At 71.6% G+C, this 13811-nt stretch carries 10 protein-coding genes and 1 pseudogene; 6 read left to right on the top strand and 5 right to left on the bottom strand.

Features of this window, described 5'->3' with window-relative positions; translation table 11 throughout:
- The first annotated feature begins 80 nt into the window (after nt 1-80).
- The gene (locus tag ACIP8Z_RS14330; protein WP_402083828.1) at nt 81-1031 is read left to right on the top strand and encodes a helix-turn-helix domain-containing protein; all 951 of its coding nucleotides are present in this window, start codon (nt 81-83) and stop codon (nt 1029-1031) included.
- Here the strand turns inward: ACIP8Z_RS14330 and ACIP8Z_RS14325 are convergent.
- Nucleotides 1018-2475 (bottom strand): MFS transporter, encoded by a 1458-nt coding sequence (locus tag ACIP8Z_RS14325; protein WP_402082917.1) that lies wholly within the window; start codon nt 2473-2475, stop codon nt 1018-1020. The two genes, ACIP8Z_RS14330 and ACIP8Z_RS14325, sit on opposite strands and share 14 nt — an antisense overlap.
- Before the next feature lie 52 nt (nt 2476-2527).
- Here ACIP8Z_RS14325 and dusB point away from each other — a divergent pair, with 52 nt between their 5' ends.
- The 3 genes from dusB to ACIP8Z_RS14310 all read left to right on the top strand — a co-directional run bounded on the left by dusB (nt 2528) and on the right by ACIP8Z_RS14310 (nt 8380).
- The gene (dusB, locus tag ACIP8Z_RS14320) at nt 2528-3664 is read left to right on the top strand and encodes a tRNA dihydrouridine synthase DusB (protein ID WP_402082915.1); all 1137 of its coding nucleotides are present in this window, start codon (nt 2528-2530) and stop codon (nt 3662-3664) included.
- 366 nt (nt 3665-4030) lie between these two features.
- Nucleotides 4031-6742, top strand: coding sequence for a pyruvate, phosphate dikinase (ppdK, locus tag ACIP8Z_RS14315; RefSeq protein WP_402082912.1), 2712 nt, complete (start codon nt 4031-4033; stop codon nt 6740-6742).
- A 612-nt stretch (nt 6743-7354) separates the two neighbouring features.
- Nucleotides 7355-8380 (top strand): helix-turn-helix domain-containing protein, encoded by a 1026-nt coding sequence (locus tag ACIP8Z_RS14310; protein ID WP_402082909.1) that lies wholly within the window; start codon nt 7355-7357, stop codon nt 8378-8380.
- 79 nt (nt 8381-8459) lie between these two features.
- Here the strand turns inward: ACIP8Z_RS14310 and ACIP8Z_RS14305 are convergent, their stop codons facing one another.
- Nucleotides 8460-9620: an alkaline phosphatase PhoX gene (locus tag ACIP8Z_RS14305; protein WP_402082907.1), complete on the bottom strand. Its 1161-nt coding sequence runs from the start codon at nt 9618-9620 to the stop codon at nt 8460-8462.
- A gap of 214 nt (nt 9621-9834) precedes the next feature.
- Between ACIP8Z_RS14305 and ACIP8Z_RS14300 the strand changes: the two genes are divergently transcribed.
- Complete coding sequence (locus tag ACIP8Z_RS14300) at nt 9835-10284, top strand: group III truncated hemoglobin (RefSeq protein ID WP_402082904.1); 450 nt, start codon at nt 9835-9837, stop codon at nt 10282-10284.
- 114 nt (nt 10285-10398) lie between these two features.
- Nucleotides 10399-10812 carry a VOC family protein gene (locus ACIP8Z_RS14295; RefSeq protein WP_402082902.1) on the top strand — a complete coding sequence of 138 codons (414 nt, stop codon included), beginning with the start codon at nt 10399-10401 and terminating at the stop codon, nt 10810-10812.
- A gap of 12 nt (nt 10813-10824) precedes the next feature.
- On the opposite strand, the gene ACIP8Z_RS14290 is transcribed toward ACIP8Z_RS14295, so the two are convergent.
- The 3 genes and pseudogenes from ACIP8Z_RS14290 to ACIP8Z_RS14280 form a co-directional block, all read right to left on the bottom strand.
- On the bottom strand, nt 10825-11586 hold the full coding sequence (locus tag ACIP8Z_RS14290; protein ID WP_319309241.1) for an SDR family oxidoreductase: 762 nt from the start codon (nt 11584-11586) through the stop codon (nt 10825-10827).
- A gap of 27 nt (nt 11587-11613) precedes the next feature.
- Nucleotides 11614-12933, bottom strand: a pseudogene (locus ACIP8Z_RS14285) (MFS transporter); the annotation flags it as partial.
- A 257-nt stretch (nt 12934-13190) separates the two neighbouring features.
- On the bottom strand, nt 13191-13775 hold the full coding sequence (locus ACIP8Z_RS14280; protein ID WP_402082898.1) for a TetR/AcrR family transcriptional regulator: 585 nt from the start codon (nt 13773-13775) through the stop codon (nt 13191-13193).
- Nucleotides 13776-13811 lie beyond the last annotated feature (36 nt).

Genomic DNA, 13811 nt, shown 5'->3' with positions numbered 1-13811 from the left:
GTACCAGAGTGTCTTTATCCTGGTAGAAGGAGTACCTGGCACGGGTCTCACGGACCCGGCACCCTGGGAGCGTGACGACCATGACGACGGCCGAACCCGGCACGCGGCGACACGAGCTCGCCGCCTTCCTGCGCAGCCGGCGCGAGCGCATCACCCCCGAGCAGGTCGGCCTGCCCCGGGGGCGCCGCCGCCGCACCCCCGGCCTGCGCCGCGAGGAGGTCGCCCACCTCTCCGCCGTCGGCGTCACCTGGTACACCTGGCTGGAGCAGGCCCGCGACATCCAGGTCTCCCCGCAGGTCCTGGACGCCCTCGCCGGAGCCCTGCTGCTCGACCCGACCGAGCGCAGCCACCTCTTCGCCCTCGCCGCCCGGAGCGACCCGCACCCCGAGACGGCCTGCCCGGCCGTCACCCCGGCGCTGCGCGAGCTGCTCCACCAGCTGGAGCCCGTGCCTGCCTGCGTGCAGAACAGCCGGTACGACTTCCTCGCCTACAACCGCACCTTCGGGCGGCTCTACTGCGACCTGGACGCGCTGCCCCGCGAGGACCGCAACACCCTCTGGCTCGCGTTCACCAACGACGACTTCCGTGCCGCCTTCGGCGACCTCCCGGAGGTCCTGCGCGCGATGGTCGGCAAGCTCCGTGCCTCCATGGCCGAGCACCTGGCCGAACCCGCCTGGAAGGCGCTGGTCCAGCGGCTCCAGGACGCCTCCCCGGAGTTCCGCGAGCTCTGGGAGCGCCGCGACGTCGCCGACCTCGCCGGCCGCGCCAAGGTCATCCGGAACGCCCAGGTGGGCGTCCTCCACCTGGAACACACCAACCTCTGGCTCGGGCCGGCCGCCGGACCGCGCCTCGGCACGTACGTACCCCTCGACGACGAGTCCCGGGCGCGGCTCGAACGGCTCCTGGAACTGGCCGTACGGGAGGAGGCGCAGGCGACCGGGGAGGCGCGGGCACCCCAGGCGGGCCGTGAGTCCCACGCCGCCGGCGACGCGCGGCCGGTCCGGAAGGCGCAGGCCCTCACCGCCGCCTGAGCGGCAGGTCCGTCCCGTCCGCCGCCCGCGGCTCCTCGTCCGTCTCCAGGCACCGCGCCGTCCGCTCCGCCGTGCGACGCGCCCACTTTCCGCTGGTCAGCGCGCCGACCGCGAGGACGGCGAGGCCGCAGGCCGTCACCACCCAGTAGCCCGGCCGCGCCGCCGTCACGAAGTCCTCCGGGGACGTCCCCGTGCCCACCCCCGTCGCGAGCACCGTCCCGACGACCGCCACCCCGAGCGTCTGCCCCACCTGGCGGCTCGTCGAGGCCACCGCCGCCGCCACCCCGGCCTGCGCGCGGGGCATCCCGGAGACGGCCGTGTTGGTGATCGGCGCGTTCACCAGGCCGAAGCCGATGCCGAAGGCCACGTACCCGGTGAAGAGCAGCGGGTCGTGGGTCTCCGCCTCGAAGGCCGCGAAGAGCAGCGCCCCCGCCGCCATCGCCGTGCCCGCGAGCAGCAGCGGGAGGCGGGGTCCACGCGCGCCCGTGAGTCGGCCCGACAGCGGGGCGAAGACGAAGGTCATGCCCGCCATCGGCAGCACGTACAGACCGGCGTCCAGCGGGGAGAGCCCGCGCACCTCCTGGAGGTACAGGGTGTTCAGGAACAGGAAGCCGGCGAAGCCCGAGAAGGCGCAGATGGCGACGACGGTGGCGCCGCTGAACGGCGCGCTGCGGAAGAACCGCAGGTCGATCAGGGGCTCGCGGCGCCTCGGCTCGTACACGAGGACCCCGCCGAGCGCCACGGCCGCGACGCCGGCGAAGAGCGGGTCGGTCTCGATGATCGCGTACGTCAGGGAGCCCAGGAGCGTCGCCACCAGGAGCTGTCCGACCGGGTCGGGACGCCGGGGCCGGGGCGCGCGGGACTCGGGGACGTACCGCAGGGTGAGGAGCAGGGCGACGAGGGCGACCGGCAGGTTGACCCAGAAGATCGCCCGCCAGCCGACCGACTCGACGAGCACGCCGCCCACCAGCGGACCCAGGGCCAGGGAGATGCCGACGACGGCGCCCCAGACGCCGATGGCACGCGCGCGTGCGGCGGGTTCGGTGAAGGTGTTGGTGATGATCGACATGGCGACCGGATTGAGCATCGAGCCGCCCACCGCCTGCACCGCCCGGAAGGCGATCAGCGCCTCCAGGTTGGGGGCGAGGGAGCAGAGCAGCGAGCCGAGCGCGAAGACGACCAGGCCGGTCACGAAGACCTTGCGGCGGCCGATCCGGTCGGCGGTGGAGCCCGCCAGCATCAGCAGCGAGGCCAGGACCAGGGTGTACGCGTCGATGACCCACTGCAGGCCGGAGACGGAGGCGTCGAGGTCGTGCCGCAGGGAGGGCAGGGCGACGTTGAGCGCGGTGTTGTCCAGACTGACGATCAGCAGACTCATGCAGCAGATCGCCAGGACGACGAGCTGCCGGCGCCGGGGGAGCTGCGCGCGTGTGAGCTCTGGCATGTTCGGATAGTACGGCTAACTAATGACCGGCGCAGTGCGCGACAATGGGCCAATGACCGCGTTCTCCCCCCTCGCCATCGGGCCGCACATCGTGCAGCCGCCGGTGGTGCTCGCCCCGATGGCCGGCATCACCAACGCCCCCTTCCGCACCCTCTGCCGCGAGTACAGCGGCGGCAAGGGTCTGTTCGTGAGCGAGATGATCACGACGCGCGCCCTGGTCGAGCGCAACGAGAAGACGATGCAGCTCATCCGCTTCGACGCGACCGAGCAGCCGCGCTCGATCCAGCTGTACGGCGTGGACCCGGTGACGGTCGGCAAGGCCGTCCGGATGATCGTCGACGAGGACCTCGCCGACCACATCGACCTGAACTTCGGCTGCCCCGTCCCCAAGGTGACCCGGAAGGGCGGCGGCTCGGCCCTGCCCTACAAGCGGCCGCTGCTGCGCGCGATCCTCAACGAGGCCGTGACCAACGCGGGCGACCTGCCGGTCACGATGAAGATGCGCAAGGGCATCGACGACGACCACATCACGTATCTGGACGCGGGCCGGATCGCGGTGGAGGAGGGCGTCACGGCGATCGCCCTGCACGGGCGGACGGCGGCGCAGCACTACGGCGGTACGGCGGACTGGGACGCGATCGCGCGCCTCAAGGAGCACGTGCCGGAGATCCCGGTCCTCGGCAACGGCGACATCTGGTCCGCCGACGACGCCCTGCGGATGGTGCGGGAGACGGGCTGCGACGGCGTGGTCGTCGGCCGTGGCTGCCTGGGGCGGCCGTGGCTCTTCGCGGACCTGGTGGCCGGCTTCGAGGGCACGGGCGCCTACGCGGCGCCGGGGCTGCGGGTGGTCGCGGACGCGATGGTGCGGCACGCGCGGCTGCTCGGGGAGTGGCTCGGCGACGAGGCACGCGGTGTCATCGACTTCCGCAAGCACGTGGCCTGGTATCTGAAGGGCTTCTCGGTGGGCTCCGAGATGCGCAAGAAGCTGGCGATCACCTCGTCCCTCGACGAACTGAGCGCTCAGTTGAGCGAGCTGGACCTTGATCAGCCGTGGCCGGTGGGCGCCGACGGTCCTCGGGGTCGTACGTCCGGAAACAACCGAGTTGTCCTGCCGGACGGCTGGTTGAAGGACCCGTACGACTGCTCCGGCGTGAGCGAGGACGCCGAGCTGGACACGTCCGGCGGCTGAGATTCGGCCTCGATTCGGCCTTTCCGGGGGAGTGATCCTCGCCACCCTTGAGGGGGGTGGTGCTCAGATGAGCAGGTTACAAACGGCTGCATCGCCTGAAGGGTGGCACGGGGTGCCACCCTTTTTGCGTTCAAGTCTTGAACGCAAGTGCTCGAATGCGCGCTCGTCTGAGCGGCTTCTCTCTGGTTTGGGTCATGGAGTCTTCGGGGCCTGAAAGCGGAAGCTACTTCTCGGTTACTTTCGAAGTGCTGGCGGACGGGTGGTTAAGGCCACGTGACCGCTAGGCGTACCTCCCCAGAAGCCTTCGATCTGGGTATGTTCCTCGCCGTCAGGGCAGCCAACCGAGTCATCGAGGAGTCGGGACCCGTGTCGGAAAACAATGATCAGAAGTTCGTGTACGACTTCACCGAGGGCAACAGGGACCTGAAGGACCTGCTCGGTGGCAAGGGCGCGAACCTGGCCGAGATGACCAACCTCGGTCTGCCGGTCCCTCCCGGGTTCACGATCACCACCGAGGCGTGCAAGGTCTACCTCGAGAGTGGCTCGGAGCCGGTCGAGCTCCGCGACGAGGTGAGCGCCCACCTCGACGCCCTTGAGCAGCAGATGGGCAAGAAGCTCGGCCAGGCCGACGACCCGCTGCTGGTCTCCGTGCGCTCCGGGGCGAAGTTCTCCATGCCGGGCATGATGGACACCGTCCTCAACATCGGCCTCTCCGACGCGTCCGTCGTCGGTCTCGCCCGCCAGGCCGACAACGAGCGCTTCGCGTGGGACTCGTACCGCCGGCTCATCCAGATGTTCGGCAAGACCGTCCTCGGCGTCGAGGGCGAGCTCTTCGAGGACGCGCTGGACGAGGCGAAGGCCGCGAAGAAGGTCGCCAGCGACACCGACCTCGACGCCGCCGACCTGAAGAAGGTCGTCGAGCACTTCAAGAAGATCGTGAAGGCCGAGACCGGCCGCGACTTCCCCCAGGACCCGCGTGAGCAGATGGACCTCGCGATCGAGGCCGTCTTCAACTCCTGGAACACCGACCGCGCGAAGCTGTACCGCCGCCAGGAGCGCATCCCGGGCGACCTCGGCACCGCCGTCAACGTCTGCTCGATGGTCTTCGGCAACCTCGGCCCGGACTCCGGCACCGGCGTCGCCTTCACCCGCGACCCCGCCTCCGGCCACGCCGGCGTCTACGGCGACTACCTGCAGAACGCGCAGGGCGAGGACGTCGTCGCCGGTATCCGCAACACCGTGCCGCTGGCCGACCTCGAGTCGATCGACAAGACGTCGTACGACCAGCTCATGCACATCATGAACACGCTGGAGACCCACTACAAGGATCTCTGCGACATCGAGTTCACGATCGAGCGCGGCCAGCTCTGGATGCTCCAGACCCGCGTCGGCAAGCGCACCGCCGGTGCCGCCTTCCGCATCGCCACGCAGCTCGTGGACCAGGGCCTGATCGACGAGGCCGAGGCGCTCCAGCGCGTCACCGGCGCGCAGCTCGCCCAGCTGATGTTCCCCAAGTTCGACGAGGGCGCGAAGGTCGACCAGATCGGGCGCGGCATCGCCGCCTCCCCGGGCGCGGCCGTCGGCAAGGCCGTCTTCGACTCGTACACCGCCGTCAAGTGGTCCCGCTCGGGCGAGAAGGTCATCCTGATCCGCCGCGAGACCAACCCGGACGACCTGGACGGCATGATCGCCGCCGAGGGCATCCTCACCTCCCGCGGCGGCAAGACCTCGCACGCCGCCGTCGTCGCCCGCGGCATGGGCAAGACCTGTGTCTGCGGCGCCGAGGAGCTGGAGGTCGACACCAAGCGCCGCCGGATGACCACGGCCGACGGCCAGGTCGTCGAGGAGGGCGACGTCGTCTCCATCGACGGCTCCACCGGCAAGGTCTACCTCGGTGAGGTACCCGTCGTACCGTCGCCGGTCGTCGAGTACTTCGAGGGCCGCATGCACGCCGGCGCCGACGACGCCGACGAGCTGGTCCAGGCCGTCCACCGGATCATGGCCTACGCCGACCGCGTCCGCCGGCTGCGCGTCCGCGCCAACGCCGACAACGCCGAGGACGCCAACCGCGCCCGCCGCTTCGGCGCCCAGGGCATCGGCCTGTGCCGCACCGAGCACATGTTCCTCGGCGAGCGCCGCCAGTTCGTCGAGCGGCTGATCCTGGCCGACACCGACACCGAGCGCGACGACGCCCTGGAAGCCCTCCTGCCGCTGCAGAAGACCGACTTCGTCGAGCTCTTCGAGGCCATGGACGGGCTGCCCGTCACGGTCCGGCTGCTCGACCCGCCGCTGCACGAGTTCCTGCCCGACATCACCGAGCTGTCGGTGCGCGTCGCCCTCGCCGAGTCCCGCAAGGAGCCGCACGAGAACGACCTGCGCCTCCTCCAGGCCGTGCACCGGCTGCACGAGCAGAACCCGATGCTGGGTCTGCGCGGTGTCCGCCTCGGCCTGGTCATCCCCGGTCTGTTCACCATGCAGGTCCGTGCGATCGCCGAGGCCGCGGCCCAGCGCATCGATGCCAAGGGCGACCCGCGCGTCGAGATCATGATCCCGCTCGTCGGCACCGTCCAGGAGCTGGAGATCGTCCGCGAGGAGGCCGAGCAGGTCATCGCCGAGGTCCAGGCCCGCACCGGCGTCGAGCTGAAGCTCGCGCTCGGCACCATGATCGAGCTGCCGCGCGCCGCCGTGACCGCCGGTCAGATCGCCGAGGCCGCGGAGTTCTTCTCCTTCGGCACCAACGACCTGACGCAGACGGTCTGGGGCTTCTCCCGCGACGACGTGGAGGCCTCGTTCTTCACCGCGTACCTGGAGAAGGGCATCTTCGGCGTCAGCCCCTTCGAGACCATCGACAAGGACGGTGTCGGCGCGCTCGTGCGCAGCGCCGTCCAGGCCGGCCGCGCCACCCGCCCCGACATCAAGCTCGGTGTCTGCGGCGAGCACGGCGGCGACCCGGAGTCGGTGCACTTCTTCCACGAGGTCGGTCTGGACTACGTGTCCTGCTCGCCCTTCCGGATCCCGGTGGCGCGTCTGGAGGCCGGCCGCGCGGCGGCCGAGTCGAAGGGCAGCGACAGCCGCTGAGTCCTGCTGAACGGGGGGTCAGGAGCGGCGGTCGGGCCCTCCTGAACCCCCGTTCAGCAGCGGGAATCGGCCTTCCTGAACCACGGTTCAGGAGCGGGAATCACCGAACCACTCCGGTACGACCGGGGGCGCCGCCGGTCACCTCATCACCCTCACCGGCGGGCGGCGGCCCCGGAATCACGGCGACGGGACGGACACCTTTGTGCGGAGGTGTCCGTCCCGTCGTTTGTTTGTTGAGCGGATGTGAGTAGTTGTTCAATTGCGCCTGATTGAATTATTGGCCATTGAACTTCCTCGTTCCTCCGCAAAGGATCCACCGCAAAGAATGGGGCGGGCGCGACCCCCGGATCCCCACCCGGAGGCCGCGCCCTTTACCGATGCCGGGCAGGTGAGCCGCAACCTCGCCGACCGCCGCCGGACGGGCAAAGCCCCCCACGGTCTTCACCACGTCACCTCGGTCCTGAAGGTTTCCTGCCCGACCCGTACAGCTTTTCGGTTCCGCCCCCATTGCCGCGATGCTTTTCAACTGTGGCTGAAACACCCTGGTAACGTGCAGTGATGCTGTGCATACTCGTCGTCGGGGGTGGTTGCGAGTGCACAGGTGGGGACGTCATGCTGCGGATTCATTTCACCGGAAACGACCTGGCGGGGGTGCGGACCGCCGCCCGGCCCGATGTTCTGTGGGAAACGATTCTCAGTTTTCACCGTTTAAGGGACCGGCGCGGCCCCGTCGTCTTCGGAGAATGGCGCTCCGAAACCCGGATGCGGCTCGGTGGTGAGACCCGGCTCCTCGCCGCGCTCGTTCCCAGCCGCGGCTATTTTCCCGACTTCCTGACGCCCGCCGAGGGCGTCCACGGGCTCGACGAGGGCCTGGAGGCGATCCGCGCGACCGACTCCGGCCGGCTGCGCGGGGAACTCTCGCTGCTCGCCGCGCACCGCTCCGGCGGACGGACCGTGCCCCATTCGCTGCGCGCCCTCGCCGACGGCGGCGCGGAGCCCTTCGACCGGCTCATCGGGGTCCTGCGGAGCTACCACCGGGCCGCCGTGGAGCCGTACTGGCCGCACATCAGGGCCCGCGTCGAGGCCGACCGGGCCCGGCGCGGCCGCGCGCTCCTGGACGGCGGCGCCGACGAACTCCTCGCCTCGCTGCCGCCGATGCTGCGCTGGCGCGCGCCCGTCCTGGAGGCCGACTACCCGGTGGACCGGGACGTCCACCTCGACGGGCGGGGGCTGCTGCTCCAGCCCTCGTACTTCTGCCGGGGGACCCCCGTGGTGCTGCGCGACCCCGCGCTGCCGCCGGTCCTCGTCTACCCCGTCACCCACGGCGAGGCGCCGACGGTGCGCGCGCCGGGCGGCTCCTCGCTCGCCAAGCTGGTCGGCCAGACCCGCTCGGCGGTCCTGCACGCCATCGGCGACGGCGGTACGACGAGCGAGCTCGCCCGCCGGGCCGGGGTGTCGCTGGCCTCGGCGAGCCAGCACGCGGGCGTGCTGCGCGAGGCGGGGCTCATCGCGACCCTGCGGCACGGGAACGCGGTCCTGCACACGCTGACGCCGTTGGGCGCCGCCCTGCTCGGCGGCGCCCAACGGACGGTGGATCTGCGGTGCTACGCGCGGAACGGGTCCCGCGTCACCTCGTAGGGACGGTCGGGCGGGAGGGGCCCGTCACCGCGCGGTGACGGGCACCGGGTCGGGCGCGGTGACGGGCCCGAGGCGGGCGTCAGGCGCGGAACGGGCCCGTCACCTCGTACGTGATGCCGGCCGAGGAGCTGCCGCTCGTGCCGCGCTGGCTGGAGAAGTACAGCCGCCTGCCGTCGGGGGAGAAGGCGGGACCGGTGATCTCCGAGGAGGACTGGCCGCTGATCCGCAGGAACGGGGCGACGACGTCGTCCGGGGTGATGACGCAGATCTCCATGTTGCCGCCGTCCTCGGCGATGAACAGGTCGCCGGAGGAGGAGCCGGTGACGTTGTCGACGCCGGTGAGCGGGGCGGCGCCGCTCGGGACGAGCGAGTCGTCGTACGCCAGCTCGTAGGTGCTCGTGGCGAGGTTGAGCTGCCAGAGGCGGTTGTCGCCCTTGGTGGTGAACCAGACGGTGTCGTTGGCGTAGTGGCAGCCCTCGCCGCCGTTGAACTTCTTCGCGCCCGAGACCTGGCTGCGGGTCGCGGTCGGGGAGCCGTCCGGGTCCGGCACGTTCTGCCAGGTGAAGGAGCCGGAGGTGGCGGAGCCCGCGACCAGCACCTGGAGGGTGCCGGCGGAGAGGTTGCCCCAGGTGGTGGGGATGAAGCGGTAGAAGCAGCCGCTCGTCTCGTCCTCGGTCAGGTAGACGACCTTGCGGACCGGGTCGGCCGCGGCGGCCTCGTGCTTGAACCGGCCCATGGCGGCGCGGCGGACGGCGGCGTTCACCCCGTACGGGTCGGTCTCGTAGACGTACCCGAGGCTGACCTCCTCGCAGGAGAGCCAGGTGTTCCACGGGGTCTTGCCGCCCGCGCAGTTCTGCCGGGTGTCGGACAGGATGCGGTACGCGCCGGTGATCGAGCCGGCGGAGTTGAACTTCACCGCGCTCGCGCCGCCGCTCGGGTTGATCTCCGAGTTGGACACGTAGATCCAGCCGGTGCCGTCGGCGAAGCAGGCACCGCCGTCGGGGGCGCTGTGCCAGGTGTACGAGGTGCCGGGCACGGTCTGGCCCGACCGTGCGATGACCCGGCTGGTGAAACCGGCGGGCAGCAGGATGCCGTTGGCGTCCGCCGCGCCGAGGGCGCCGTAGGGGCCGGCGCCGGGCTGCGCGGGGGCCGCGTAGGCCGCACCGTGCATCAGGGTGCCGCCGAAGGCGGCCGCCGAGGTGCCGATGACCGCTCCGCGCAGAAAACTGCGTCGCTCCACGTCTCACTCCTGAGAAGGGTGGTGAACCGCCCCGTCAGCCCGGTCGGCGACGGGGTCGCGCGCTTCCGGAAACTAGGAGTACGGAATTGACTGTGCATCAACAAGCGGTGAAGGGGAAGAGGCGGGTACGGGGCGGAGTCCCGTCGGGCGGGGCGGGCGGGGGACGGGACGTTCGGCTCTACGGGAGGTCCCGCGCAGGGAGGACACTGGAGGCATGCGCGCCCCCCGGGACATCAACGGCCGAGACGACCTCGACGTCGTGCTGCGGCGCTTCTATCGCGCCGCCTTCGCCGATCCGCTCATCGGGCCGTTCTTCACCGAGGTCGCCGGGACCGACCTCGAGGTCCATCTGCCGCGCATCGCCGACTTCTGGGAGCGCGCCCTCTTCCGTACCGCCGACTACGGGCGGGACGCCTTCGCCCCGCACGCCGCGCTCCACTCCGCCCGGCCCCTCACCGCCGCCCACTTCGGGCGCTGGGTGCAGCTCTGGCACGCCACCGTCGACGGCCTCCACACCGGGCCGCTGGCCGAGCGGGCCAAGGCGCAGGGCGAGCGGATCGCCCTCGCGATGCTGCGGCGGCTCGCCGGGCCGGGGGCCGGTACGGAGGGCACGGGCGGCGGGTTCGTACCGCTGGCGGTCCTTGAGCTGCGCTCCGCCGCCTGAGCGCAAAAAATCCTCGGGAGAGCGATGAGTTACGGGCGGGACGTCCGTCCTACCTCTTGAAGGCGCCGGAGCGACTGGAGCGACCGGAGCGACCGCAAGGGAAGAGAGCGCATCATGGCCCCGCAGATGATCTTCGTGAACCTGCCCGTCAAGAGTGTCGACGCCAGCAGGGCCTTCTTCGAGAAGCTCGGCTTCTCCCACAACCCGCAGTTCAGCGACGAGACGACCGCCTGTGTGGTCTTCAGCGACACGATCTTCGCGATGCTCCTCGAAGAGGAGAAGTTCAAGTCCTTCATGGCCCCCGGCAAGGAGATCTCCGACGCCACCAAGGCCACCGAGGTCCTGGTCACCCTGAGCGCCGAGAGCCGTGAGAGGTGCGACGAGCTCGCCGACGCCGCCCTCGCCGCCGGCGGCGGCCCCGCGAAGGAGCCGATGGACATGGGCTTCATGTACGGCCGCTCCTTCACGGACCTGGACGGCCACCACTGGGAGGTCTTCTGGATGGACCCGGCGGCCGCCCAGGGCTGAGCCCCGCGCGCGTCAGGCGGAGACGCCGCCGTCGATCACCAGGTCCGTGCCGACGGCGGAGCCGGCCGCGTCCGACGCGAGGTAGAGCACGGCCGCCGCCACCTCCGCGGCGGAGGAGATCCGGCCCAGCGGGGACTCCTGCTTCATCCGGACCTCCCGGTCGGCCTCCGTCTCGCCGGGCCGCAGCGACATCGTGGACTCCGAGGCGCCGGGGCTGACGGCGTTGATCCGGACCCCGTCGGCGATGTGGTCCAGGGCCGCGGCCCTGGTCAGCGCCGACACGGCGGCCTTCGAGACCTGGTAGCCGAAGACTCCGGGGATCCGGACGTGCGGGCCCAGGTTCGACGCGATGTTCACGATCGCCCCGCCGCCGTGCGCCCGCATGTGCGCCACCTCGGCCTGGAGGGCGTGCAGCACCCCGGTGACGTTGATGTCGAGCAGCGTCCGCCAGTCGTCGAGGGGGAAGTCGGCGGCGCTGTGGCCGCCCCGGAAGACCCCCGCGTTGTTCACGGCCACGTCGAGACCGCCGTAGACCTCGACCGTACGCCGGACCAGCTCCCGTACGGATCCGGCGTCGGCCACATCGGCCGTGACGGCGGCGGCGGTGCCCCCGGCGGCCTCGATCAGGCCGACCGTCCCCTCCAGGGGCTCGGCGGTACGGCCGGCGACGACGACCTTCGCGCCCTCGGCGGCGAAGGCGAGCGCGATGGCCCGGCCGAGACCGGAACCGGCCCCGGTGACGAGGACGACGCGGTCGGTGAAGCGTGCGTTCATATGAGTCGACTCCCGTGTGAGTGCTTGCTACTTGACGCGGATCGTGAGGACGGCGAGCGCGGTGAAGAGGGCGGCGGCGGCCGCCAGGGACACCGCGTCCCCGCCGAGGGTGAGCAGGGCGGCGAAGACCACGGTCGGGCCGAGTTCCATCGCCGTGTTCAGGACGCCGCCCGCGAGGCCCGCCCGGTGCGCCGGGACGCCCTCGGTGGTCAGGACGGCGGCGGCGGAGAAGGACAGGGCGCCGCCGGCCGGCAGCAGGAGCAGGCCGGGGAGCAGCCCGTACGCGTACGGCACCGAGGCGTCGAAACCGGTCGCGGCGAGCAGTCCGAGTCCGGCCGCCGCCGTGCCGAGCCCGGCCGCGGTCACGCGCCCGGGGCCGTACCGCCCGATCAGCGGGGACGCCAGCCGTCCCGAGCCCAGCAGGGCGACCGCGAAGGGCACGAAGGCGGCGGAGGCCCGCAGTTCGTCCCAGCCGCGCTGCTGCTGGAAGGAGAGGGAGAGCAGGATGAAGACGGTGGCCATGCCGGTCGCCGTGAGGCCGATGGCCGCCAGGCCCAGGGCCCGGCGCCCGTCGCGCAGGAAGTCCGGGGGCAGCAGCGGGTCGGCGGTGCGCCGCTCGACCGCCCCGAAGGCGGTCAGGAGGGCCAGTCCGGCCAGGAGGGGAACGAGGACCGGGGCGGAGCCCCACGGGTGGGCGTCGGTGAGGACGAGCCCGAGGCTGACGAGGGTGATCCCGGTGGTGGCGAGCAGGGCGCCGGGGAGGTCGAGGGACCGGCTCTTCGGTCCGTGGCCGCCTTGGGGCGCGGTCCCCGGCAAGGCGCGCGGCGCCAGGAGCAGGGTCACGACGGTCACCGCCACCGGGACCGCGAACGTGCCGCGCCAGGACGTGGCCGCCGCGATCACCCCCGAGAGAAGGTTCCCCGCGGTCGCGCCCAGCACGGAGAGGCCGCCCCAGGTGGCCATCGCCCTGCCGTACGCGGCCGGTCCGGGGAACAGGGACCGGAGCACCGCCATCGCCGCCGGGGCGACGAGCGCGGCGCCGACGCCCTGCCCGAACCGGGCGGCGAGCAGCGCCTCGTACCCGGAGGTGAGCGGAGCGAGGGCGGAGGCGGCGCCGAAGACCAGCAGTCCCGCGGTGAGGATCCGGCGTCCGCCGAAGCGGTCGACGAGCCGGCCGCCGAAGAGGAGCAGCCCGGCGAAGGTCAGACCGTAGGCGGCGCTCAGCAGGATCAACTGGGCGCGTTCGAGAGCGAATTCGGTGCCGATGCGGGGGAGGGGCACGGCGAGGGAGGCGAGCGTGAAGATGAGGGTCATCTGCACGGCCGCGAGGAGGGCGAAGCCTCCGCGGGTGCGGAGCTCGCGGGCGCGGCTTCCGGGTGTGTGCTCTCCGGGGGTGGGGGCTCCTCCGCCTGTACGGCCTTCGGGTGTGCGGGGCCCCGGTGTGCCGGTCCCCGCTGTGCGGCGCCCGCCACCGGTGCCTCCGGCGGGTTCCCGCGCCGTCGTCGATGACATTCCCATCCCCCTGTACTTGACCGTACGTTCCAAAATAAGGGCCTGAGAAGGGGCGCCCCCCCGTGGGCGCCCCTTCTCGGTCTCGCGCTGTCTCAGTCCAGCAGGCCCAACGCCTGTTCCGCCGCGTCCCGGACCCTGGCCGGGTCGCTCGACGCCTTGCCGACCACCCGGATCCCCTGGAGCAGTACCAGGAGCATGCGCGCCAGGGCGCGCGGGTCCCGGTCGGCCGGGAGCTCGCCCCCGGCGCGGGCCCGGGTGAGCGCCCCGTACAGGAGCGTCTCGATCTGCTCCCAGCTGAGCTCGACCCGGCGGGCCACCGCCGTGTCGTGCGGCCCCAGTTCCGCGGCCGAGTTGGTGACGAAACAGCCGTTCAGCCGCTCGTCGTCGGCCGACGCCTCGGCGGCGAAGCGGCGGACCAGCGTGCGGACGGCCGGCAGGGCCGGGCCCGGCTCGGACAGCTCCTCGACGATCCGCGGGTCGCGGGTCTCCAGGTAGCGGTCCATCGCCTTCAGATACAGCGCGTGCTTGTTCCCGAAGGTCGCGTAGATGCTGGCCCGGCCGACGCCGAGGTGCTCCACGAGGTCCGACATCGTCGTCGCCTCGTAGCCGCGCGCCCAGAACAGGTCGAGGGCGGCCTGGAGCGCGGCGTCGGGATCGAATTCCTTGGTCCTGGCCACAAGAAGACCCTACGGCTATCTGGAACGATCGGTCAA

This window comes from Streptomyces sp. NPDC088553 (genome assembly GCF_044752965.1).
Taxonomy (GTDB): domain Bacteria; phylum Actinomycetota; class Actinomycetes; order Streptomycetales; family Streptomycetaceae; genus Streptomyces.
The sequence above is the reverse complement of the archived record's forward strand: the minus strand, read 5'-3'. Positions and strand labels throughout refer to the sequence as shown.